The 22,555-nt window shown below is 62.3% G+C and carries 27 protein-coding genes; 16 read left to right on the plus strand and 11 right to left on the minus strand.

What is annotated here, in order from left to right; genetic code table 11:
- Window positions 1-31: 31 nt before the first annotated feature.
- A complete protein-coding gene (gene mutS / locus HY17_RS01815) occupies window positions 32-2,743 on the plus strand; it encodes a DNA mismatch repair protein MutS (protein ID WP_034761595.1) in 2,712 nt (903 codons plus the stop codon).
- A 113-nt stretch (window positions 2,744-2,856) separates the two neighbouring features.
- On the opposite strand, the gene HY17_RS01820 is transcribed toward mutS, so the two are convergent.
- The 4 genes from HY17_RS01820 to HY17_RS01835 form a co-directional block, all read right to left on the minus strand.
- Complete coding sequence (locus tag HY17_RS01820; protein ID WP_051599524.1) at window positions 2,857-3,117, minus strand: helix-turn-helix domain-containing protein; 261 nt, start codon at window positions 3,115-3,117, stop codon at window positions 2,857-2,859.
- Between the two features lie 129 nt (window positions 3,118-3,246).
- Window positions 3,247-3,594: a hypothetical protein gene (locus tag HY17_RS01825; RefSeq protein WP_139068858.1), complete on the minus strand. Its 348-nt coding sequence runs from the start codon at window positions 3,592-3,594 to the stop codon at window positions 3,247-3,249.
- 28 nt (window positions 3,595-3,622) lie between these two features.
- The gene (gene gshB / locus HY17_RS01830; RefSeq protein ID WP_034761599.1) at window positions 3,623-4,573 is read right to left on the minus strand and encodes a glutathione synthase; all 951 of its coding nucleotides are present in this window, start codon (window positions 4,571-4,573) and stop codon (window positions 3,623-3,625) included.
- Between the two features lie 40 nt (window positions 4,574-4,613).
- Window positions 4,614-5,300 carry a BON domain-containing protein gene (locus tag HY17_RS01835; RefSeq protein WP_034761601.1) on the minus strand — a complete coding sequence of 229 codons (687 nt, stop codon included), beginning with the start codon at window positions 5,298-5,300 and terminating at the stop codon, window positions 4,614-4,616.
- Between the two features lie 184 nt (window positions 5,301-5,484).
- Here HY17_RS01835 and rsfS point away from each other — a divergent pair, with 184 nt between their 5' ends.
- The 3 genes from rsfS to HY17_RS01850 all read left to right on the plus strand — a co-directional run bounded on the left by rsfS (window position 5,485) and on the right by HY17_RS01850 (window position 8,016).
- Entirely contained in the window at window positions 5,485-5,892 is a 408-nt protein-coding gene (gene rsfS, locus HY17_RS01840) for a ribosome silencing factor (protein WP_081812917.1), read from the plus strand.
- A gap of 5 nt (window positions 5,893-5,897) precedes the next feature.
- On the plus strand, window positions 5,898-6,362 hold the full coding sequence (locus tag HY17_RS01845; protein ID WP_034761603.1) for a 23S rRNA (pseudouridine(1915)-N(3))-methyltransferase RlmH: 465 nt from the start codon (window positions 5,898-5,900) through the stop codon (window positions 6,360-6,362).
- A 346-nt stretch (window positions 6,363-6,708) separates the two neighbouring features.
- Window positions 6,709-8,016 carry a TAXI family TRAP transporter solute-binding subunit gene (locus HY17_RS01850; RefSeq protein ID WP_051599525.1) on the plus strand — a complete coding sequence of 436 codons (1,308 nt, stop codon included), beginning with the start codon at window positions 6,709-6,711 and terminating at the stop codon, window positions 8,014-8,016.
- A gap of 3 nt (window positions 8,017-8,019) precedes the next feature.
- Here HY17_RS01850 and HY17_RS01855 read toward each other — a convergent pair whose 3' ends face one another.
- Both HY17_RS01855 and mutM read right to left on the minus strand, forming a co-directional pair.
- Window positions 8,020-8,751, minus strand: a complete 732-nt coding sequence (locus HY17_RS01855) for an SDR family NAD(P)-dependent oxidoreductase (protein ID WP_034761605.1) — start codon at window positions 8,749-8,751, stop codon at window positions 8,020-8,022.
- A 93-nt stretch (window positions 8,752-8,844) separates the two neighbouring features.
- On the minus strand, window positions 8,845-9,690 hold the full coding sequence (gene mutM / locus HY17_RS01860; RefSeq protein WP_034761608.1) for a bifunctional DNA-formamidopyrimidine glycosylase/DNA-(apurinic or apyrimidinic site) lyase: 846 nt from the start codon (window positions 9,688-9,690) through the stop codon (window positions 8,845-8,847).
- Window positions 9,691-9,738: 48 nt separating this feature from the next.
- On the opposite strand from mutM, the gene HY17_RS01865 reads away from it, so the two are divergent.
- The 8 genes from HY17_RS01865 (at window position 9,739) to HY17_RS01900 (ending at window position 15,506) form a co-directional block, all read left to right on the plus strand.
- Window positions 9,739-10,542: a class I SAM-dependent methyltransferase gene (locus HY17_RS01865; RefSeq protein ID WP_034762414.1), complete on the plus strand. Its 804-nt coding sequence runs from the start codon at window positions 9,739-9,741 to the stop codon at window positions 10,540-10,542.
- A gap of 8 nt (window positions 10,543-10,550) precedes the next feature.
- Window positions 10,551-12,065: a 2-polyprenylphenol 6-hydroxylase gene (ubiB, locus tag HY17_RS01870; protein ID WP_233348575.1), complete on the plus strand. Its 1,515-nt coding sequence runs from the start codon at window positions 10,551-10,553 to the stop codon at window positions 12,063-12,065.
- Between the two features lie 12 nt (window positions 12,066-12,077).
- Window positions 12,078-12,515 carry a GFA family protein gene (locus HY17_RS01875; RefSeq protein ID WP_034761613.1) on the plus strand — a complete coding sequence of 146 codons (438 nt, stop codon included), beginning with the start codon at window positions 12,078-12,080 and terminating at the stop codon, window positions 12,513-12,515.
- Window positions 12,516-12,581: 66 nt separating this feature from the next.
- Window positions 12,582-13,064: a hypothetical protein gene (locus tag HY17_RS01880; protein WP_139068963.1), complete on the plus strand. Its 483-nt coding sequence runs from the start codon at window positions 12,582-12,584 to the stop codon at window positions 13,062-13,064.
- 85 nt (window positions 13,065-13,149) lie between these two features.
- Entirely contained in the window at window positions 13,150-14,394 is a 1,245-nt protein-coding gene (gene coaBC / locus HY17_RS01885; protein ID WP_034761617.1) for a bifunctional phosphopantothenoylcysteine decarboxylase/phosphopantothenate--cysteine ligase CoaBC, read from the plus strand.
- Between the two features lie 52 nt (window positions 14,395-14,446).
- Window positions 14,447-14,902 (plus strand): dUTP diphosphatase, encoded by a 456-nt coding sequence (dut, locus tag HY17_RS01890; protein ID WP_034761618.1) that lies wholly within the window; start codon window positions 14,447-14,449, stop codon window positions 14,900-14,902.
- A gap of 133 nt (window positions 14,903-15,035) precedes the next feature.
- On the plus strand, window positions 15,036-15,266 hold the full coding sequence (locus HY17_RS01895; RefSeq protein ID WP_034761622.1) for a hypothetical protein: 231 nt from the start codon (window positions 15,036-15,038) through the stop codon (window positions 15,264-15,266).
- A 45-nt stretch (window positions 15,267-15,311) separates the two neighbouring features.
- Window positions 15,312-15,506 carry a hypothetical protein gene (locus tag HY17_RS01900; RefSeq protein WP_034761624.1) on the plus strand — a complete coding sequence of 65 codons (195 nt, stop codon included), beginning with the start codon at window positions 15,312-15,314 and terminating at the stop codon, window positions 15,504-15,506.
- A gap of 6 nt (window positions 15,507-15,512) precedes the next feature.
- Here the strand turns inward: HY17_RS01900 and HY17_RS01905 are convergent, their stop codons facing one another.
- Window positions 15,513-16,400 carry an alpha/beta fold hydrolase gene (locus HY17_RS01905; RefSeq protein ID WP_051599526.1) on the minus strand — a complete coding sequence of 296 codons (888 nt, stop codon included), beginning with the start codon at window positions 16,398-16,400 and terminating at the stop codon, window positions 15,513-15,515.
- Between the two features lie 152 nt (window positions 16,401-16,552).
- On the opposite strand from HY17_RS01905, the gene HY17_RS19105 reads away from it, so the two are divergent.
- Window positions 16,553-17,236, plus strand: a complete 684-nt coding sequence (locus HY17_RS19105; protein ID WP_051599527.1) for an RDD family protein — start codon at window positions 16,553-16,555, stop codon at window positions 17,234-17,236.
- Between the two features lie 20 nt (window positions 17,237-17,256).
- On the opposite strand, the gene HY17_RS01915 is transcribed toward HY17_RS19105, so the two are convergent.
- Complete coding sequence (locus HY17_RS01915) at window positions 17,257-18,603, minus strand: ATP-dependent RecD-like DNA helicase (protein WP_034761626.1); 1,347 nt, start codon at window positions 18,601-18,603, stop codon at window positions 17,257-17,259.
- A 51-nt stretch (window positions 18,604-18,654) separates the two neighbouring features.
- Window positions 18,655-19,428: a PhyR family response regulator anti-anti-sigma factor gene (locus tag HY17_RS01920; protein ID WP_034761628.1), complete on the minus strand. Its 774-nt coding sequence runs from the start codon at window positions 19,426-19,428 to the stop codon at window positions 18,655-18,657.
- Window positions 19,429-19,503: 75 nt separating this feature from the next.
- On the opposite strand from HY17_RS01920, the gene HY17_RS20135 reads away from it, so the two are divergent.
- The gene (locus HY17_RS20135; protein ID WP_155843502.1) at window positions 19,504-19,668 is read left to right on the plus strand and encodes a hypothetical protein; all 165 of its coding nucleotides are present in this window, start codon (window positions 19,504-19,506) and stop codon (window positions 19,666-19,668) included.
- Here the strand turns inward: HY17_RS20135 and HY17_RS01925 are convergent.
- Window positions 19,652-20,056, minus strand: coding sequence for a Fur family transcriptional regulator (locus tag HY17_RS01925; protein WP_034761630.1), 405 nt, complete (start codon window positions 20,054-20,056; stop codon window positions 19,652-19,654). The two genes, HY17_RS20135 and HY17_RS01925, sit on opposite strands and share 17 nt — an antisense overlap.
- Before the next feature lie 110 nt (window positions 20,057-20,166).
- A complete protein-coding gene (locus HY17_RS01930; protein WP_034761632.1) occupies window positions 20,167-20,700 on the minus strand; it encodes a GcrA family cell cycle regulator in 534 nt (177 codons plus the stop codon).
- 283 nt (window positions 20,701-20,983) lie between these two features.
- On the opposite strand from HY17_RS01930, the gene HY17_RS01935 reads away from it, so the two are divergent.
- Both HY17_RS01935 and HY17_RS01940 read left to right on the plus strand, forming a co-directional pair.
- Window positions 20,984-21,847, plus strand: coding sequence for an ABC transporter permease (locus tag HY17_RS01935; protein ID WP_051599528.1), 864 nt, complete (start codon window positions 20,984-20,986; stop codon window positions 21,845-21,847).
- Window positions 21,848-21,932: 85 nt separating this feature from the next.
- Complete coding sequence (locus tag HY17_RS01940; RefSeq protein ID WP_034761634.1) at window positions 21,933-22,529, plus strand: hypothetical protein; 597 nt, start codon at window positions 21,933-21,935, stop codon at window positions 22,527-22,529.
- Window positions 22,530-22,555 lie beyond the last annotated feature (26 nt).

The raw sequence follows: 22,555 nt of genomic DNA on the forward strand, positions 1-22,555 counted from the left end.
TCCCCTGGCAAACGGCTAGCGTCCGCGCGACATGGCTGACACTGCAACCTCCTCTCCTGCGAGCAAGACTTCTGCGCCGACCCCGTTCATGGCGCAATATCTTTCCATTAAAGCGCAGCAACCCGATGCGCTTTTGTTTTTTCGCATGGGAGATTTCTACGAACTGTTCTTCGACGATGCCGTAGACGCTGCGCGCATCCTCGACATCACGCTCACCTCGCGCGGGGAACATGAGGGCAAGCCCATCCCGATGGCCGGGGTGCCTTATCATGCGGCCGAAGGATATCTTGCCCGTCTGATCAAGGCCGGATGCCGTGTGGCGGTGTGCGAACAGACCGAAAGTCCGGCCGAAGCGAAGAAGCGCGGCTCCAAGGCGATCGTGAACCGGGAGATTGTGCGGATCGTCACGCCTGGCACCCTGACGGAGGAGGCATTGCTGCCCGCCCGACAGGGACAGGCGCTGGCCGCCATTGCTTTGGGGGCAGGGGGAACAGAAGCGGCGATCGCCGTTTGCGACGTGTCGACAGGCACATTCGACGTCGCGGCGGTCGACCCGCCTGCACTCGCCGACATGTTGATGGCCTGGCCGCTGTCGGAATTGCTGGCAGCCGACGCCGACAGCGGCAAACCGCCGATCATTTCGGCGACCGCGGCGTCTGCTGCACCGGTCACGTGGCGGCCCGCGCGGGCGGCGACGCACAAGACCGGGGAGGCGCTCCTGAAGGAAGCCTTCGATATCGCCGCCATCGATGCGCTCGGGGACTTCAGCCGTACCGAGCTTTCCGCCATCGGCCTGCTGCTCGACTATGTGAAGCTGACACAGGCAGGCAGCGAGATCCGCCTCGATCCGCCGCGCCGGCCCGATCCATCCGGGCATCTGTCGATTGATCCGGCAACCCGGGCCAGCCTCGAGATCGACCGGGCCATGAATGGCGGACGTGACGGATCCCTCCTTGGTACGATCGACCGGACGGTTACCGCGCCCGGCGCGCGCCTTCTGGCGGCCCGCCTCGCACGGCCTTCACTCGACAAGGCGGAGATCGAGGCCCGTCTCGATGCTGCGGCTTGGTTCGTGGACGACACATCTGCGCTTGAGGATCTAAGGGCCCGGTTGCGCCAGGCCCCGGACCTGGAGCGTGCCCGGACGCGTCTCAATCTTGGCCGAGGCGGCCCACGCGACCTGCTTGCCATTGCCAATGCGCTGCAGGCGGCAAGCGAAGGGGCGGGTCTTCTGAAACAATCCGGCGCATTGCCGGACCAGCTGGCGCGTGCCTGCGAACAGCTGGACCTGTCAGGCCAGCCTGGCCTTGCGGGACTTGCAGGGGATATGGCGCGTGCCATCAAGGAAAGTCCGCCAACTCTCGCACGAGATGGCGGGTTCGTTGCAACCGGATGGGACAAGGCACTGGACGATGTACGGGCGTTGCGGGACGACAGCCGCAAGATCATTGCGGAGATGCAGGCGCGCTATGCCAGCGACACCGGTATTTCTGCATTGAAAGTCAAGTTCAACAATGTGCTCGGCTATTTTGTCGACGTGCCGGCCAAGCACGGCGACACATTGATGACGCCCCCCTGGTCGGAGACCTTCATTCACCGGCAGACGCTTGCCGGGAATGTCCGCTTTTCGACCAGCGAACTGGCGGACCTTGCCGGACGGATCTCGCGTGCGGAGGAAGAGGCCAAGGCGCGGGAACTGGCGATCTTTGATGAGCTGTCAACGCGCGTGTCAGCGGCCAGTGCTGAATTGTCCGCGAGTGCCGGGGCGATTGCCAGACTGGATGTGGCCGCTGCGACGGCAGCCTGGGCTCTGGAAGCAGAGGCTGTCCGTCCACGGATTGAAGAAGCGCCCGTCTTCGAAGCAGATGCCCTGCGCCACCCAGTTGTCGAAGCCGCGCTCAAAAAGGAGGGGCAGGGCTTTACCGCCAATGCCCTGACGCTTGATGCGCATGGTGGAGACGCGCCGCGCCTCCTGCTGGTGACCGGGCCGAACATGGCCGGCAAGTCCACCTATCTGCGCCAGTCGGCGCTTGCAGTGATCCTGGCGCAGGCTGGTTTGTTCGTCCCGGCGCGCAGCATCCGGGTCGGTCTCGCGGACCGTGTTTTCTCCCGTGTGGGTGCGTCCGACGATCTGGCGCGCGGACGGTCCACCTTCATGGTGGAGATGGTCGAGACCGCCGCGATCCTGACCCAGGCGACCAGCCGCAGCTTTGTCATCCTCGACGAGGTCGGCCGGGGCACGTCGACCTGGGACGGGCTGGCCATCGCCTGGGCGGCGGTCGAACATCTGCACTCGACCAATGGCTGCCGGGCCCTGTTTGCCACGCACTATCATGAGCTGACGGGACTTGCAGATGATTTGGCCGGCGCGGCCAATGCGTCTTTGCGGGCCCGTGAATGGAAGAACGATCTGGTCTTCCTGCATGAAGTGCAGCCGGGGCCTGCCGACAGGTCTTACGGGGTCCAGGTTGCGCGTCTTGCGGGCCTGCCGAAAAAGGCGGTGACGCGCGCCGCGCAGATCCTGAAGCGTCTCGAAACCGATCCTTCATCGGCCGAAACCCTGCCGCTGTTTGCAGCGTCGCCTCTGAGTGTCGAAGAGGAGGAGGCAGACGCGCCTGCGCCGTCCGGAGCTGGCGACCGGCTCGCGAGCCTGCTGGAAGACATCGATCCGGATTCCCTGACACCCCGGGAGGCATTGGACCTGGTTTACAGGCTGAAGGACGAAGCGAGGAACGAGGACTGAGGCCTGGCTTGATCGCTCAAGAGCTTCGAGAATGTGGATTGCGGCGCGCAGGGACTGGTCGTTTTCGATCCGGTCGATCAGCCGTTTGCCGTCTCGGCGCAGGCCCATGATCTTCAGGTCCCTCTCGGCTTTTCCGGATGCAGGAAGTTCAATGACAAAAGTTCGTAGAAAAAGTCGATCGGCTTGTTGAAGGCCATCGCCACATCCCTCAGGCGTCCCGCAGAGAGACGGCTCTGACCGGCCTCGTATTTCTGGATCTGCTGGAATGTGATCCCCAACAGGGAGGAAAGCGCTTCCTGGGTCAGGCCGAGTTCCCGCCGGGCCTGTCTCACTTTCTGGTACTGGATGTCGCAATCGAATTGGTATGCAAACACCGAACCAAATTCAATCTGCGCGTGTAATTTTTAGAAACCCAGCCTCAGAACCTGTAGCAGAAATGGAAAACCGCAGGCGGCTGCCTGCGGCTTGATCCGGAAATCATCGTCGGTTTCGCGTCGTTGCGATCAGTTCGGGTCGAGGCGGATGATGTCGTCTTCCTCACTCGCGGCAAACGCGTCGTCTTCGCCGGCGAAGACGGGACCGGGAACATCCTTGTTGAAATCAACGGACCCCAGCTGATCGGATCCGATGAGCCGGGGCTCGCTGGATGTGCCGCCAAGGTTCAGGTTCAGCGTGCCGCCGGAAACGGAGGTTTCCTGGACCGATCCGGGCAGGGAAAGGTTCAACGTGCCCGCTGGCTCCTGCACAGCGACCGTGTCAGTTGTTTCCGGAGAGGCCTTTGAATTCGATTCCGAACAGGCGACACCAGCGAAAGCAGCTGAAGCAACGGCGAGGACGGTCATAAGTTTCATATTCATGTCCCTGATCTTGTCCCTGAGACTAGCGGCCTGCAAGCCTCTCCTGCACAGAGTCCCAGAAAATGGCAGGGATATCAATGCCGCTTAATTTCTTGATGGCCTGAACGCCTGTGGGGGACGTGACGTTAATCTCGGTCAGCCGTCCGCCGATGACATCGATACCGGTCAGAACCAGGCCGCGCTTGCGCAGTTCCGGGCCAATGGCGTCACAGATCCGCTTGTCGGCGTCGCTGAGATCGGATTTTTCGGCCGTTCCGCCAACGACAAGGTTTGAGCGCACCTGACCGGATTTCGGGCGCCGGTTCAGCGCGCCGACGGCCTTGCCATCGACCAGCATGATTCGCTTGTCGCCCTCGCTGACCGCCGGAAGGAAGGCCTGCACCATGACGGGCTCGCGGGATTTCGAGAAAAACAGCTCAAGCAGGGAGTCGAGATTGGAATCGTCTTCTTTCAGCCGGAATACGCCGGCACCGCCATGTCCGTAGATCGGCTTGACGATGATGTCCTTGTAGCGCTCCCGGAAATCCTCGATTGCCGCCGGGTCGCGGCTGACCAGTGTCGGCGGCATCAGGTCCGGGAACATGAGCGGCAGAATCTTTTCCGGGCTGGAGCGCACACCAGCCGGATCGTTCAGCACCAGCGTCTCGCCACTGATCAGCTCCAGCATGTGACAGGCGGTGATGTAGGAAAGGTCGAACGGCGGATCCTGACGCATCAGCACGACGTCGACGTCCTTTGCGAGGTCGAGCGTCACCGCTTCGCCGAAGACGCCTGGGGCACCCGGAACCCGCTGGACTTTTGCCGGCCGCACCCGCGCCGTCACGCGTGTGCCTTCCAGGCTCATATCCTGCGGACCGTAGACAAAAAGCTCCATGCCACGGGCCTGCGCCGTCTCGGCCAGGGCAAAAGATGTGTCGCCATCGATTTTGACGTGCTCAAGCGGATCCATCTGGATCGCGACGCGAAGACTCATTGGGCGCTCCCGGTTGCAGGAACGCGAGCAGGGCGTCCCGTCAGTAACTTGCGCCGAGCAGCTCGGCGTCCGACCCATATGAGGTATCAGGGGCGTTTTGGTAAGAGGTCGGCTGGCCCTGCAGTTCCGGTTCCGGCGCATGGACCTCCGGTTCGAGCAGGCGGACATAGGATACGACCTGCTTTACCCCCGCAACCACACTTGCCTCCTCGGCGGCTTTTTTCAGCTCTTTTGCCGAACGCGCGGTCCCCATGAGATAGACAATGCCGTCATAGGTCTCGATGTTGAAATTGAGGCTCTTGACCGTTTTGGAGCCGATCAGCCGCGCCCGGACACGGCCGGTGATGACCTCGTCAGAGACATTGGCGATGAAGCCGCCCGGCGGTTCGATCTTGATCTCGTTTGCCACGTCTTTCGTGAGGGCGGCGCTCCATGCGATGCCTTCCGCCTTGACCCGGTCTTCCGGAAAATTCACCCGGCCGCTCAGCAGGACGAGGCCGTTTGCAACCTCGACATCCACCTCGGAGAATTTCTCGGTGTTTTCAGACAGGAGTTTCGCCTTGATCTGGTTGGACACGTTCGCGTCATCCAGTGCCTGGCCCATCGTCTTGTCCTGCGCCGCCGTGAGTCCGACAGCGCCCGCCGTTCCCACCGCTGCGACCACACAACCGCCCAGCGGCAGCAGGAGTGTCAGGGACAGGGCGAGAGCGGGAAGGGGGGATTTCATAGGCAACTCCGGAACGTTCGGGCGACGGTAGCGGCTTCTACTCGCAGCTTGGGGCGAAATTCTGGCAAGATGGCCGGTTGCATCCCGGAGGCTGCAGTCAGCGCATCAGTGACAGACAATACGGGTTTCTTCTGGTTGTGAAGCGCCCCGCGTGATAATATGTGAGGATGAGTAACCAGAAGGAATGAAAACCCTGACTTCCAGCGCTCCGCGGCTCCAGGCCGCAAAGCAGGCCACCATCGAGGATATCCGTGCCGTGGCCGAGTCTCTCGCAAAGTCCCTTGAAGACGATAAGGCTGAAGATCTTCTCTTCATCGACCTTCAGGGCAAATCCTCGCTTGCCGATTTCATGATCATCGCGTCCGGCCGTTCCGGTCGCCACGTGGCTGCGCTTGCCGATCACATTTCACAGGAAGCGAAGAAACTCACCGGCCGTCCGGCGAGCGTCGAAGGCATGCCGAATGCAGACTGGGTCCTGATCGATACAGGGGATGTGATCGTCCACCTGTTCCGGCCTGAAGTCCGGGAGTTCTATAATCTGGAAAAGATCTGGGCATCAGATTCAGCCCACATGCGCAGCAAGGCCAACTAGGCGCCATGCGCCTGACTTTCCTGGTGGTCGGCAAGATGAAGTCCGGCCCGGAACGCGAGCTTGTTGACGAATACGTCAAGCGCGCCCGGCCTGTGGCGCGTGGATTGGGCTTCCGGGGCATCGAAGAAGTCGAAGTCGCCAGTGGCGGCGGACTGGATGCCGAAGCCGAACGCCTCCTCGAAAAAATTCCGGCAGGCGCGCGTGTTCTGCGCCTTGATGAGTTCGGGCCAGCCATGGGCTCAACCGATTTTGCCGGGAAACTCGCAACCTGGCGGGATCAGGGCACGCCGGACCTGGTTTTCCTGATTGGTGGGGCTGAGGGTTATGGCGATGCGGTGCGCAAATCCGCGCCGGTCACGCTGGCATTCGGGCCTCAGACCTGGCCGCACCGTTTCGTACGGGCGATGCTGGCCGAGCAGGTTTACCGGGCGATGTCGATTCTTGCGGGAACGCCTTATCACAAGGCCTGACCGCCTATGGGCGGCGAGGTCGTTCAGCCGGCGTAAAGCGAGGGCTGCGGAGCGAACGCCATAACGAACAGCACGCCCGCCAGCGCTGCAAATGTTGCAAGCGTGACCCATCTTGAAAGGGCGGTCTGGGCGTTCATTCTTGGCATCCTTCTGGCCGGTTTCCTTACCCGTCCCGATATGGGGACGGTGTCTCTTGATGAACACTTTCCAAACGGAATGGGTTCCATGCGCGGCTTGAATAAGGCAATTTCCGGGCCAGCGATGACACCTCGTTCATCTTGTTGATCCCACCCCGTTCCCGGCCTAGACCAGAAATCGACATCAAGCCGGTGCGGGAGACGAAGCAATGTCAGGTTGGCGGGATTTCCTGAAAGTGTACTGGCCGCTGATTGCGGTGGCCGCCGTGGGCCTTATCGCCGCCATGATGCTGATGGACCCGGCGCCCCCGAAAAAGATCCGCTTTGCGGCCGGCTCGCCCGGCGGCGCCTATCATGCGTTTGCCGAGCGGTATCAGCGCCTGCTGCAGGAGCAGGGGGTGCAGGTCGATCTCGTCGACACGGCAGGATCCATCGAAAATCTTCGGCTCCTAGACGATGGCGATGTGGACGTCGCCCTGGTTCAGGGCGGGCTTGCCTCACGGCAGGATCGTGAAGTGCTGCACTCGCTGGGCGGCCTGTTTCCGGAGCCGTTCTGGGTCTTCGTGCGCGCTGGCAATGGCATCAACGCGTTCGGGGACCTGCGCGGCTATCGCTTTGCGATCGGGCCGGCCGGATCGGGCACGCGTTCCCTCGCATTGTCCCTGCAATCGGAATTTGGTGGTACCTGGCCAGCCAGTGCGCAGCTGACCCTGGCGGGTAGCGAAGCGGCCGATGCGTTGCGTGCCGGCACGGTGGATGCGGTGGCTTTCGCAGCATCGGTCGAGGCGCCTTATGTGCAGGACATGCTGCGCGACCCGGCCGTGGAATTGCTGCCGTTCGAACGGGCGCCGGCGCTGGCACGGCGGCAGGACGCCCTTTCTGCGGTCACACTGCTGCGCGGCGTCGTCGATATTGGTGCCGACATTCCGTCGGCGGACGTGCCGCTGGTCGCTCCGGTTGCTCAGCTCGCTATCCGCAAAGATGTGCATCCGGCCATCGAAGCGTTGCTGATCGATTCCGCGATGGCCATTCATGGGGATGGTTCCCTGTTGTCAGCGGCTGGCACCTGGCCGGACCCCGATGCGACGGACCTGCCGGTCTCCAGCCAGGCCCGGCGGTATTACAGGGATGGCCCGTCTTTCCTGCGGCGGTATTTCTCGTTCGATGTTGCCAACTTCCTCGACCGGGCCTGGGTGCTCGCCATCCCGCTGCTGACCCTGTTGTTCCCGCTCGTTCGTGCAGCGCCGCCGATCTATCGCTGGCGCGTGCGGCGGAAAATCTATGTCTGGTACAAGGACATCCGGGAACTTGAATCCCGAGGGCGGGCTTCGCCAACCCCGGAAGAGCGGGCGCAGATCGTCAAGGAATTGCAGGAGCTGCAGGAAGAGATCGGTGCGGTGGACGTGCCGCTGTCCTATACCGACGACCTCTACCGCCTGCGCAGCCATGTCGAGTTCGTCAAACAGCTGGTGATGAACCCGAAAGGCTCTGTTTCGGCGCCAGCTCTCGGCGCTTAGGGCTTACCAAGTTTCGCACCAGGGCCTGAGATCCAGTTCGTGCGTCCAGGCAGAGCGATGCTGCTGGTGCAGCCAGACATAGTTCTTTGCAATCTCGTCCGGGATGAGCAGTCCGTCCCGCGCGCGCCGTTCAGCGGCGTCCGGCAGCATGTCCCGGATGAAAGCTGAATCGATGGCGCCATCGATCACGACATGGGCCACATGGATGCCCTTCGGGCCTAGCTCCCGCGCCATCGACTGGGCAAGCGCCCGGAGCGCGTGCTTGGCACCGGCAAAGGCCGAGAAGCCGGCGCCGCCCCGCATCGCGGCCGTGGCGCCGGTGAAAATGATCGTGCCCCGCGCTCGTGGGCTCATGACGCGGGCAGCTTCGCGTCCAGTGAGGAAGCCGGCAAAGGCCGCCATCTCCCAGACCTTGTGGTAGACGCGGCTGGTCGTGTCGGTGACCGGGAAGTGGACGTTCGCGCCGATATTGAAAACGCAGGCTTCGATGGGGCCCACTTCCGCCTCCACCTGGTCGAACAGGGCGACGGTTTCGTCTTCGCTGCGGGCATCAACGCCGAAGGCGCGGGCCTTGCCGCCTTCGGCCTCAATCGATCCGACCAGTGCATCGAGATCGGAGAGGTTGCGGGGGCGGCGGGTGACACAGGCCGTCAGGCCTTCGCGCGCGAAGGCTTTGGCAATTGCGCCGCCGGTCGCATCGCCCGCCCCAATGATCAGAGCTGCACCGTTTGCCATGCCGAAAGCCTCCTCCAGTGTTTTGCAAACGCTCGCCGATCAAAGTGAGTTTGTAAAGAGAACTCACTCTTCAGCTGGGCTGAACCTGAGCGGTTAGCGCTGGCAGGACGGGCAGTAGAAGGTCGAACGGCCTGACTGGACGAGGCGTTTGATCGTAGTGCCGCAGGCCGGGCAGGGCTGGCCCTCGCGGTCATAGACAGCGAAGCGGTGCTGGAAATAGCCGAGCTCCCCGCTGGCGCTGGCGAAATCCGAGATGGAGGAACCGCCCGCCTCGATGGCCTCGGCGATGACATCATTGATGGCCGGGGCAAGCCGCGCGGCGCGCTGGCCGGGGATGCTTTGCGACAGGCGTTTCGGCGAGATCTTTGCCCGCCACAGCGCCTCGCAAACATAAATGTTTCCAAGGCCAGCGATGACCGACTGGTCCAGCAGGGCGGCCTTGATCGGGGCCTTCTTGTCCTTCAGGGCGGTGTCGAGATAGGCGGCGGAGAAATGATTGCTCAGCGGCTCCGGACCCATGGCCATTAACCGTGGATAAGCCTGAAATTGCTCGGCAGGCCAGAGCTCCATGAAGCCGAACCGGCGGGGGTCGTTATAGGTGACTATGTCATGACTATCGAGGACCATAACGACATGATCATGGGCCGGATCTGTGCCCGTTTCGTGCTTATAACGGGCTGTCGCATGACCACTCACCGTGAAGCGTCCGGTCATGCCGAGATGCATCACCAGAACCTCGCCGGAAGAGAGCTCCACCGTCAGGAATTTCGCCCGACGCCCGAGGCGCACAACCTTCTGCCCAGACACCCGTTCGGCGAAGCGGTCGGGGAAGGGGAAGCGCAGGTCTGCCCGGTTCTGGGTCAGCGACACGATCGTGCGGCCCTCCATGACGGGGGCGAGGCCGCGGCGAACTGTCTCGACTTCAGGTAATTCAGGCATGGTTATGGCATATAGCCTAGGCAGTACGGGGTAACTATGGTGGCGCGCATGTCTGCTGAACCTGAAACAGAGCGCCCGGACGGCGAACGCAAGGTCTCCTTCGGATTCGAAGAGGTGACCGAAAGCGAGAAGGTGGCGCGCGTCAAAGGCGTGTTCCGTTCCGTCGCGTCGCGCTACGACCTGATGAACGACCTCATGTCCGCCGGCGTGCACCGACTGTGGAAGCATGATGCGATGAACCGCGTGAACCCGCAGCCGGGTGAGCGTCACCTGGATGTGGCGGGCGGCACGGGCGAGCTGGCCCGGGCCTTCCTGGAACTCGCTGACAAGGCCGGCAAACGGCGCGGCATCGACAAGCCGGCGACCGCCATCGTGTCAGACATCAATGACGCCATGCTGGAAGCGGGCAAGGCGCGTGCCGACAATGCGAAATGGGAAGGCCGACTGGACTGGGTCTGCGCCGATGGCCAGAACCTTCCATGGGCGGACAACAGCTTTGACGTGGTCACCGTGTCTTTCGGTATTCGCAACTTTGCCGACCGGGTGGCCGGCCTGAAGGAATTCCGCCGCGTGCTGAAGCCGGGCGGCCGTCTCGCCGTGCTGGAATTCAGCCACATGACGGCGCCGGCCCTGCAGGCGGCGTATGACAAATACAGCTTCAATGTGATCCCGCAGCTGGGCAGCCTCGTCGCGGGCGACAAGGAAAGCTACCAGTATCTCGTGGAGTCGATCCGGAAGTTCCCCGATCAGGAGACCTTCCGTACCGAGATCGAAGGGGCGGGGTTCTCGAACGTGTCCGTCACGAATTATTCGGGCGGCATCGCAGCCCTGCACTTCGGCTGGGCCGTCTGACGATGGGGATGATCGGGGATTACCGCCGCCTGATGCGGGCCGGGGTGGCGCTGGCGCGGCATGACGTGATCCTGCCGGCGGACTACCAGTCGCGCCTGCCGATGGCGGCGCGCATTGCCGGCGGTACGCTGCGTCTGGTCACGGGCGGGGCTCGCGGACGTCCGGGTCAGCGTCTGGCGCGTGCACTTGAAGGATTGGGCCCGGCCTATATCAAGCTTGGCCAGTTCCTCGCCACGCGGCCGGACGTGTTCGGTACCGAAGTCACTTCCGATCTCGACCATCTGAAAGACAAACTACCGCCTTTCTCCATGAAAGCGGCCCGCGCGGCGCTCGTGGCGGAATTTGGCGCTGCAGAAGCAGACCGTCTGTTTGCAGACCTTTCAGAACCCGTGGCTGCCGCTTCATTGGCGCAGGTGCACCGGATGGACCTGCCCGATGGCGCACGGGCCGTGAAGATCCTGCGCCCGAAGATCGAGGAACAGCTGTCAAAAGAACTGTCGGCCATGAAGCGGGCCGCGCGCACCATCGAAGGGGTCTCCGCCGAGAGCCGCCGCCTGAAGCCGGTCGCCTTCACCGAAACCATCGCCACCGCCATGATGCGCGAGACCGACCTTCGCCTTGAAGCAGGCGGGGCCGACGAGATGCGCGCGCTCAGCGAGAAGAATGGCTATTTCCAGGTTCCGAAAATCGACTGGGACCGGACAGGCCGCCGTGTGCTGACCATGGACTGGGTGGAAGGCAAGTCATTGACTGACCCCACCGCGCTCGACCGGCCGGATATCGACCGCAAGACGCTGGCGAACGACATCACCCGCGGTTTCCTGACCAATGCGATCGAGCATGGTGTCTTCCATGCCGACATGCACGAAGGCAATCTCATCCTGACGCCGGACGGGAAGATCGCCCTCATCGATTTTGGCATTATTGGCCGGATCGGCATGACCGAGCGGCGCTTCCTGGCGGAGATCCTGTGGGGCTTCCTGAAGCGCGATTATGTCCGCGTCGCGGAAGTCCATTTCGAGGCTGGCTACGTTCCGGCGTCCCAATCGGTGGGTGAGTTCGCGCAGGCGCTGCGCACCATTGGTGAGCCGATCCATGGCAAACCGGCCGAGGAAGTCTCCATGGGCCGGGTGCTGCTGCAGCTGTTCGACTACACCCACACATTCGGCATGGCGCTGCGCCCGGAACTTGTCCTGCTGCAGAAGACGATGGTGCAGGTGGAAGGTGTCGCGCGCGCCATCGACCCGGCGCACAATATCTGGAACGCCTCCGAACCCGTCGTTGAAAGCTGGATCCGCCGCAGCTTCGGCCCGCAGGGCGCCGCGAAGCTCATCTCGGACAATGTTCGTGAGGTGACGAATCGACTGAAACGCCTGCCGGAAGTAATGGACCGGTTCGAAGCCTTCATGGAGCATGAGCTGGAAGAGGCGCCCGCGCCGCCGAAGAAGCCGTTTGCGCCCTGGTGGGGCTGGTTCGGGCTTGTCGTGGCGCTTGCCGGTCTGGCAGTATGGGCCCTCAAATAGGAGGGCCAATCTATGGCGCACACCGGTGGATGCCAGTGCGGTCGCGTACGCTACGAAATGGATGTGCTGGAGCAGGCCCATGCCTGCCATTGCCGCATGTGCCAGAAGGCGACCGGCGGCTTGTTTGCCGTGCTCGTCGGTGCGCCCAAAGACAAGATCCGCTGGACAGCCACGCCGCCTGAAGAATTTCAGAGTTCGAACCTCGCGCGGCGCGCCTTCTGCAAGGCCTGCGGCACACCGCTTGGCTTCACCTATGAACTGCCCGATGCGCGCCAATATGTGACCATCGGTAGCCTGGACCATCCGGAGAATGCGCCGATCCAGCACCAGTTTGGCCTCGAGTCGAAAGTCCCGTTCGTGTCCTTCTGCGAGGATGTGCCGGGCGAGCGCACCGGCGATACGCCAGCCATAAGTGAATTTCTCGCGGGTATGACGTCCAACCAGGCGTGAACTCTCCTTAATGGAGTAAAGTGTTAACGCGCCTTAAGCATCGCCCTAGACTGGCAGCAGCTCCCGATGAAAGGACCTGCCATGAAGGGCTTCATTGCCTACGCACTGCTTGGCGTTTTGCTGGCTTCGCCGGTTGCGGCCCAGATTGCTGGGTCTGGAAAGCGCACACCTGAGGCAGAAGCGCAGCTGGCGAAGATCCGGAAAGTGCCGCCAAAGCCGACCGCAACGTCTCGCGCCGAACCGAAGCTGAGCGGCGCGCCACATGGCGGAAAACGCACGAGTCCCGTTGTGATCGTGGATGTCCGCGCCGCAAAAGGACTGGCCGCAACTTCCGGGGTTCGTGTTTTCCGGGGCAGCCGCGTTTCGCTGGTGAGGCCGGGTGTTCGCCAGCTGGCGAAGGCACCGGCAATCGGCAAGCGGCGCAGCCAGATGAAGCTGGTCCGCGTTGGCGCAAGCCCCCGCACCACTTTCACCGCCTATGGGATCGACCTCGCCGAACGGCATGAGGAAATGCCGGTTCGCCCGCCGACGATCCGTGTGAATCCTTAACGCACACTGTGTTTTCACGCGAATTTCATGGCGGTCGCGCAAGGATTCTGGGTTAAGAGAGACCTGAAAAGACGACCCGGGACCTATGAGCGACAAACGCATCCTCCTGATCATTGGCGGCGGCATCGCCGCCTATAAAAGCCTCGAGCTGATCCGAGAGCTCGGCCGGCGCGGCATTGCCTGCCGTTGCATTCTGACCTCCGGCGGATCGCAATTCGTGACGCCGCTGTCTGTATCTGCCCTGTCCGGCGAGAAGGTTTTCACCGAACTTTTCGATTTGGATGACGAGGCCGAGATGGGCCATATCCAGCTGTCACGCTCGGCCGACCTCGTCGTCGTCTGCCCGGCAACGGCGGACCTGATGGCGAAGGCCGTGCATGGCCACGCCAATGACCTTGCCTCCACCACGTTGCTCGCCACCGACACGCCGGTGCTGATGGTGCCGGCCATGAATGTCCGTATGTGGCAGCACGCAGCGACCGTGCGGAACGTCGCCCAGCTCCGTGCCGACGGGGTCTCCGTGATGGAGCCCGACGAGGGCGCGATGGCGTGCGGCGAGTTCGGCCCTGGCCGCCTGCCGCAGGTCCCGGCGATCGTGGCCGAGATCGAACGCCAGCTGGAAGGCCAGACAGAGGGCAAGGGAGGTGGCCTGCTGGAGGGCACCCATTGCGTGGTCACCGCCGGCCCGACGCGCGAACCGCTGGATCCGGTCCGCTTCCTGTCGAACCATTCTTCCGGCCGGCAGGGTTATGCCATTGCCGGGGCGCTTGCGGCCGAAGGCGCGCGCGTGACACTTGTCTCCGGGCCGGTCGCGATTGAGCCGCCGCGCGGTGTGGGCCTCGTAAAGGTCGAGACAGCACGCCAGATGCTGAAGGCTGTCGAAGAGGCGCTGCCGGCAGACGTGTTTGTTTCCGTCGCCGCTGTGGCCGACTGGCGCCCAGCCCGCGCCGCCACGAAGAAGCTGAAGATCAAGGGCGCCGGCAGTGCGACGCCCTCCATGGAACTCGCCGAGAACCCGGACATCCTTCGCACTATCTCGAACAAGCGTAAGCACCGCCCGGCGCTGGTCGTCGGCTTTGCCGCCGAGACCAATGATGTCGAAGAGCATGCCGCCGCCAAGCTGAAGCGGAAGGGCTGTGACTGGATCGTCGCCAATGACGTCTCCGGCGATGTCATGGGCGGCACGGAAAACGAGATCGCGCTTGTCACCCGCGACGGTGTCGACCGCTGGCCTCGCATGGGCAAGGACGAGGTCGCCCGCCGCCTCGCGCAGAAGATCGCGGACGCCCTCGATGGTTCCGATGACGATGTGAGATTGGCTGCCGAATAGCGGCGTCTCTGCCTGCTTGACTTGGCCTGCCGACTCCCGCACCGCTGCGGGCATGAACGAGGTTAATGTCGCGGTCCTGCCGCTCCCGCATTTCGAAGGGCTCCAGCTGCCCACCTATGAAACCGCCGGCTCCGCCGGAATGGATGTGCGTGCCGCCGTTCCGGCAGGGGAACCGATGGTATTGGCCCCGGGTGAACGGGCCATGGTGCCGACCGGTCTCTGCGTGGCGATCCCGCAAGGCTATGAGATTCAGGTGCGCCCGCGCTCCGGCCTCGCGGCCAAGCACGGCCTCACCTGCCTCAATACGCCCGGCACGATCGACAGCGATTATCGCGGTGAGATCAAGGTGATCCTCATAAATCTCGGCCAGGACGCCTTCACCATCCAGCGCGGTGAACGTATCGCCCAGCTGGTGCTTGCCCCGGTGACCCGCCTTGCCTGGCAGGCGGTCGACAGTCTCGACGAGACCGAGCGGGGCGCCGGGGGCTTCGGCTCTACAGGGCGATAGGATCTGGCCGCTAGGGTCTCGGCGCTCGCTTCCAGGCGATCCTTCCCGTTTTTCCGTTTTCATGCGATTTTCCTTGAACCGGTGTTCAGGGATCACCATATATCGTTTGTCGATATGAAGGAGGACGGGGTTTATGGATCCGTTTCAGATGGTTGTCGTCATCGTGGCGATTGTTTTCGGGACGAAAGCCTGGCGTGACCACATGCGCTTCAAGGAAATGCGGGCCAATGAGCGGGCCTCCGATGCCGATTTCGACCGGATGACGCAGGAAGTCGCTCGCCTGAAGGAACGTGTTCGCGTGCTCGAACAGATCGTCACCGATGGTGACAAGCGTCTCAGCGAGGAGATTTCCCGGCTCGCATGAGCCCGTTTTGCCGTCCCGTCCACCCCCTGAACAGGAGACAAGATAATGCCCTTGCTGTATCCTTTTGTAGTCTTCCTCCTGTTGCTGATCCTGGCCACACTGATCCGAGGGCCCGAGCGTCCGAAGGCGTCCAGCCAGAAGGATGAGGAGCTCTCCCGGCTGCGCGACCGCGTGGAGGTTCTTGAGCGTGCCGTACTGGATCAGGACCGCGACCTGCGCCGGAAATTCGACGGTCTTTGATCCCCGCTATTCCGGCAGGGCCGCCAGCCAGTCCGTGATCGCGCTTGCAAGTTCGCCTGGTACTTCCGGCAACAGCGCGTGGCCAGCTCCATCGATCCGGACAGCCGTGACCTGGTCCCCCAGTTCCGCTTCCAGCAGGTCAATCGTATCGGCCGGTGGGGCGATCGAATCCTGCAACCCGGTGATGACCAGCATTGGCTTGCCGCCTGCCTCCCACCAGAGCGGAGACTCCACAGAACGGGTTGCCGCGCCCTGCAAGCGGGCCGTTTCCATGTGCCAGCCACGCAGCCAGTAATCCGGAATGTCGTTACCCTCGGCGAAGAATCCGTAGCGGACTGCTTCCCGGTGTTCTTGCGGCGTCAGGCGCGGATCGAAGCTCTGCATCAGGGCGGTGTTTGCCTTTTCCGGTATCGGCTTCAGCCCGCCGGCGGCCAGCAGGATGACACCGCGCACCTGATCCGGGTGCCGCGTGGCGACGGCACGGGCAAGCCGGTTGCCGAAGGCGTGGCCCAGCACAACAACAGGCGCGTCCCGCGTTTCCAGATAGATGGCGGCATCATCGGCCAGGTCGAACAGGCTGGGGGCCTCAACGGATGCCTGTGTTCCGTTAATTGCCGGGGCTTCGAACAGCGTGACGCTGTATCCGGCGCCCGTAAGATGCTGCGCAAGTTCGTTGAAATCGCTGGCTTCGCGTCCGGCGCTGGCGAACATGACGACCTCCGGTCCTGTGCCGGAGCGATAGGCTTTCAGCCGCGTCGACCCCTCCTCATATCTCCAGGTATCGCCGATCGGGGCGCGGGCGATATCACCGGGGGCATAAGGAGAAGGGGACATACAGGCGCTCACAAGGCTGGCGAGAAGAAACAGGGGCAGGGCGAAAAGGGATCTCATCATGTTTTGTCTTTCGGCGCTAACAGGCGGGGCAAAGTCTCGCTGAAAGCCTTGTCAGGCAAGGTGCTTAACGCGGTCCGAAAAATTCGATCTGCCGCTTTTGGCAAACCTCCAGAAGATTGTGGTTCTATCAACCCAAGAGAGAGGAAAATACCGTGACGACGCAGAAACCGGTCTTCGGGAAGAAAACGTCCGCGCAGACGCGCCGGGCGGCCCCGCGCCCTGCTGCGTCTCAGGCGCTTTCTGAAAAGGCCGAAGCCTTCCTGCAGCGGGAACGCGAAGCGGCAGGTGAAAAAATCCACGATGCGGATGGTGCCTCTTCTTCCTCTGCAAACAGCGGTGTATCCGGGGGCAAACCCGTTTGGGGACGCCGCGTCTTCGCGCGGATTTTCGATGAACTACTGGTCTGGGGGCTGCTCTTCCTGATGTTCCACGAGGACATTGGCCGGCAGCTTTCCGTTTATATCGAAGCGCCGATGGGTAGTGCCCAGGAGGATGCGGCGGGTGTCGGCCTGATCGGATACGCCCTGATCTGGGCTCTCATAGAATGCGCTTACAATATCGCGATGGAAGCGTCCCGCCTTCAGGCGACGCTTGGCAAGTTGTTGGTCGGAGCGGTCGTGACAGACCGCGATGGCGGCAAGCCCAGCCTTCGCGCCGTGGTCATGCGCAATTCGCTCGGGCGGTTTGCGGTCAACCTCATTCCGTTCAATGCCGGTTACCTTATGGGCCTGTTCAAAAAAGACCGCCGGTGTGTGCACGACATGATAGCCGGCACGATGGTGCGCAAGCGGGTACCTGTGGCGGCGTCTGCCGGATACAGCGAAGTGTTTGCCTGAACTGATCGCGGGTCAGACCATCAGATCAGCACGCTGTCATCCTTGGAGAATTTCGCGAGCAGATAGGCGTCCGTATCCTCGATCGTATCGAGTTTTCCGAAGGCAAATGCCTCCCGGTCAAAAACCAGGTCGCGCGGGCGGAGCGGCCGGCTGATCTCGAGCCCCTCCAGCGTGCGTGCGCGGGAAAAGGCAACATAGGTCTGTCCGTGTGCGAACATGCCATGGTCGAAATCGATATAGACCTTGTCCAGCGTCAGGCCCTGCGCCTTGTGGATCGTGACGGCATAGGCGAGCCGCAATGGCATCTGCTTGAATGTGCCGACGACTTCGCGCTTCACCTTCTTTGTTTCAGGGTCGAGTTCGTAGCGGTACTTCTCCCAGGCTGCCGGCTCAATCTCGTAGGCATGTCCGTCAATGTCGACGATCACGCTTTTGCTGGTGAAGCCGGCGACCACCGCGAGGGAACCGTTGACCCATCGCCCTTCCGGGTCGTTGCGGATCAGCATGACCCGCGCGCCTTCTTTCAGCTCCAGTTCGGCTTCTGTGGGATAGGCCTTTTCGTCAAATTGCCCCTGAACATCGGCAAAGAAGGGGTGAGGCTTTCCGGGCAAGCCTTCCAGGCGCGCCTGGTTGATGCGGAAGGCATTCGCATTGTTGGGCGTCAGGACAACATGAGTTTCCGAGGCGTCCACGGCGGACCGGCTGGAGACGATACTTTGCAGGATCGCTTCGTCTGCCGGTGTGACTCGGCCCGTACGGAGCGCCCCGAGCAGGGCGAGGAAGCGCGGGTCTTCCTGACGGAACACATGTTTCAGCGCCAGCAGTGCAAACTCGGCCTCTCTGAAGGCGTCGCAATTGAAGAAATACTGCCCGCCATGGCGTTCCTTCAGGATCGGCGCCTCCTGACCGGAAACGACTGGCGGCAACTGATGGAGATCGCCTGACAGGATCATCCGTACGCCGCCGAAAGGGCGTTTGGAGGCGCGGTTCAGCTTCAGTGACTTGTCGATGGCGTCCAGCATGTCTGACCGGACCATCGAAATCTCGTCGATGATCATCGTGTCGATCGCCTTGATCAGGCGGGTCGAGCGCAGGCGCCTGATATCGGCCGGCTCGATCAGGCGTGGCGGGAATTTGAAGAAGGAATGGATCGTCTGCCCGCCCGCATTCATCGCGGCGACGCCCGTGGGCGCGAGGACGACTGCGCTGTCGCCCGCCTGGGCGAGGAATTTCCGCAGCATCGTGGTTTTACCGGTACCAGCCCGCCCGGTCAGGAACAGATTCCCCTGCGCGCCTGCGCCGCTGGCGACCCAGCGCGCCGGCGCGGCGTAGAGGTTGTCAGGAGTATCTTTTGCGGGGCCAGACATGCTCCGGACTTAGCGGTCTTTGCCGGGGAAGGCGAGGCCTGCCGGGCGCCGCTAGTGCGGTTCTTCCAGATAGGCCGCCATGACCGCCTGTTCGACCATGGCGCGGACCTGGCGGGGCAGGAACGGTTTCGGGATCAGGAAGGCCGGTTCGGAATTTTCTCCGGTCAACAGGCGCTTGGGGAAAGCGGTGATGAAGATCACCGGAATCGGTCGTGGCAAGCTTGCCTGGATCTCGGCCACGGCTTCCGCACCTGAGGATCCGTCCGCCAGGGCGATATCCGCCAGGATCAGGCCGAACTTGCCCGACGCCGCCAGTTCCACTGCCTGCTTGTGGGTTGTGGCGATGCCCAGCACGGAATGCCCCGCTTCCAGGACGATACCCGCCAGCATTTCGGCGATCAGGATTTCGTCCTCGATGACCAGCGCGGTCGTGGCCAGGGCCGACTGCAGGGACGTTTCCGCATTGGTGAGGGCTTCCTCCACAAAGCTGGTCGAGGTGCAAAGGATTTCGGCGGTTTCAAAAATGCTGAAACCTTCGACCGCCGTCAGCATCACGGCGCGGCGTTCGTCCGTTGTCATGGTGCGCAGGATCTTGGCGACTTCCTGATTGAGCTTGCCCTTGGACAGCTCATCCATGATCGTTTCATCGAGTGCCCGGAACAGATCCTTGCGCTGGGCAATGGTCTTTCCCTGACCAAGCATAACGAGCATCTTTGTTTCGAGCATGGTTTCAACAGCCGCATCGCCTGCGCTTCTGGTCCCGAGAAGGGCCCGTGCGTAGCGACGCAAATATGGCAGTTCACCCGAGATCAGATCAGCCAGCAATGAAGGTTCCCCCGAACCAGTTTTTCAACCGAGAATCACATACTACACAGGGACGCTTTCAAGTAAAACATACCCATGACTACCATCATGTTTGGCCTGTTGTTTGTGCAGCAGGCTCGAGCACTTCAACTCACCAAGCGTAGCACGCTTCCTGCAGCGGATCACTTGTTCATTCCTGAAGTGCCGCGCCACAATAATGTGGCTCGCTTGGATTTAAAAAAAGTCAGCGGATACGGATGACGATATCGTAGCCGGCAATGGTCCTGCCATTGGGGGCAACCGGCAGGGTTTCCAGCGCCAGCTGGCCGTCCGGAATGTCCGTCAGCTCGCCGGTCCGCTCATCCAGGAAATGATGATGCGGATGTGTGTAGGTATCGAAGACGATATTGTCCTGCCCGGTGCCGCGGACCATGCGCAGCGCGCCGGCATCTGCCAGGCTGTGCAGCGTATTGTAGATGGTGGCGAGGGCGACAGGTTCGCCTTGCTGGCTCACCTCTTCAGCCAGCCATTCGGCCGTGACGTGACGGTTCTTGCCATCTGAAAACAGGATGCGCGCGATCGCCTGCCGCGGGCGTGTGGCGCGCAGGCCCAGTTTTTCCAGATAAGAGGCGGCGTTGAATTCCGTCATGGGGGCAAATTAGTTCCCGGGTGGCGCTCCTGCAAGCTGGTGTCACAGCATGAAAAAAGCCCCCGGAAATCATCCGGGGGCTTTCCGTTCACCGTCGCGGCCGGGGCTGATCAGCCTGCGATGCGGCGGACGTAATCGTATTCGCCCCGTTTGGAGTCCCGCTTGCGGGCGGGCTGGAAGGCGACTTTTGCGTGTTCGGCGCAGTAAGGCCCGCAGTCGGCCTTGCGGCCACAGAAAGCAAATTTCGGATCCGCCGGGTCGCCGATCGGCCATTTGCACATGGAATCCCGGAGCGTCAGGATCGTGGCCGGCTCGCCATCAGCCATGGTCAGCGGCGGCAGCGGCGCCAGCGGTTCCTGGCGTTCGATCACAGTGCGCGGTGCCTCTACGGGCCGTTCCGGCACCTGCGGTGTGGGCACCTTGACCGAACCGTCCGGCATCACGCGGGGTTTCGGACGCGCCAGGCGCGGCGGGCGCTTGACCGGGCGGGACGGTGTCGCGCGGCCGGACAGGCCAAGGCGGTGCACCTTGCCGATCACGGCATTGCGGGTCACGCCGCCAAGTTGCTTTGCGATCTGGGAGGCCGAATGGCCTTCAGCCCAGAGTTTCTTTAGCGCACTTACGCGTTCGTCAGTCCAGGACATGTATTCACCTTCCTGCTTGGTACAGACCCGACACCCAGGTCCGTCAGCCCCTATATGTTGAGATGGCAGTTACGCGCCACCCCGCTCAGCACCTATATATCGTATCCATGGCGAAACGAAACACAACATGCGGGACGGCCTTTCCACAGGCTTTCTACATATTGTGGTTAAAAACTTGCCGCCTGTGGAATTCCGCTCACCGGGAGACCCTGATGGCTGGGCTCAGAAAAACTCCGTAAATCGGGCCTCGCACAGGGGCGTGATTGCGCCTACATAGGTCGCCATGACTTCGACCGACTCCTCCGCCGCACCGGCGCCCGCACCGGCCCTATCCACATCAGCCAGCCGTAATGTCCGCCAGTATGGGGCGGTCAACGGGCTTGGCCTGTGGACGCTTTTCAAACGAGAAGTGGGCAGATTTATGAAGGTGTGGATGCAGACCATCCTGGCACCTGTCGTCACGACGCTCCTCTTCATGACCGTGTTCAAGCTGGCCTTCGGTGACAGGGGGAATTTGACCGGCGACTTTGAGGGGCTGAATTACAATGATTTCCTGGCCCCCGGCCTGATCGTCATGGCGATCCTGCAGAACGCCTTCCAGAATACGAGTTCCAGCCTGGTGCAGGCCAAGTTCAATTCCACCTATGTCGATTTCCTGATGCCGCCGCTGTCTCCGCTGGAGCTGACGGCCGGATTTCTTGGCGGGGCCATCGTCCGCGGACTGCTTGTGGCGCTCATTTCCGGTATCGGAATCCAGTTGAGTGGCCTCGCCAACCTGTCGGTGGCGCATGTCTGGCCGATCCTCTGGTTCAGCATGACATCTGCCATTGTTCTGGGCGGCCTTGGCGCCATTGGAGGCATCTGGGCCGACAAGTTTGACCATCTTTCTGCTGTCACGAACTTCGTGATCGTACCGCTGACCTTCCTGTCCGGCACCTTCTACGACATCAAGGTGATGACGCCGCCATTCCAGCTGATGGCCCACCTCGATCCCTTCTTCTATATGATTGACGGGTTCCGTTATGGTTTCCTGGGGGTTTCCAACTCCTCGATCTGGACGGGCGTGACCTATACCGGGATCCTGTCTGCGATCTCCGTTCTGGCGGTCTGGTGGCTGTTCCGGTCGGGTTACAAGCTCAAAGCCTGAGACTCGCCTTATCCGCGAGTGAGGTTGACCCCACAGCTTTCGAAAGCCCAAAGTCCGCCCGAGCCGGACAGAACGGAGGCCTCGAATGGCTAGAACAGGACTTTTCGCCGCCGTGGCGCTCGCAGCTGGTGTGGCTGCCTGCCAGGGTATTCCGAAGGAACAGACGGTCGCGCAATACTGCGCCGTGCCGGACCATCAGGACGAAGGCGTCTGCAAGCTGAAGGTCGAAATCGACGGGCAATCCGTGGCCCTCGCTGACACCGACATGCGTCTGTCAGAAGCGCGCAATGTCGCCGATGGCGCGGCCTCCGCTGCCGCTGAAGCGAAAGAGCTGGCTGCTGCCGCCATGGCGCGCGCGGAAGAGGCGGCCAACAAGACGGACGAAGTCGTCTGCGAAACCCGCACCATCCAGAATTCCGCCATCGGCACCTGCCGTCCGGGCTTCACGCTGACCAGCTGTACCCAGACGCGCTACACCTATCGTGCCGGCGGCATGTCGATCATGCGCGAAATCAACGACCAGCAGTGCCGCTTCAACAGCAAGGTGCTGGAGATGCAGGTGCGTTGCTGTGCGGCGGCCAGCTCCGGCGTGACACCAGAAGATACGCTGATCAAGGGCACGCCCGATCCGATCCCGGCACCGGAAGAGCCGGCGAAGGAAGAGTCGCCGCTGCGTTACTGATCGCTGCGCCCAGGGGGCTGGGACTG

The sequence above is a fragment of the Hyphomonas sp. CY54-11-8 genome, from assembly GCF_000682735.1.
Taxonomy (GTDB): Bacteria; Pseudomonadota; Alphaproteobacteria; order Caulobacterales; family Hyphomonadaceae; genus Hyphomonas.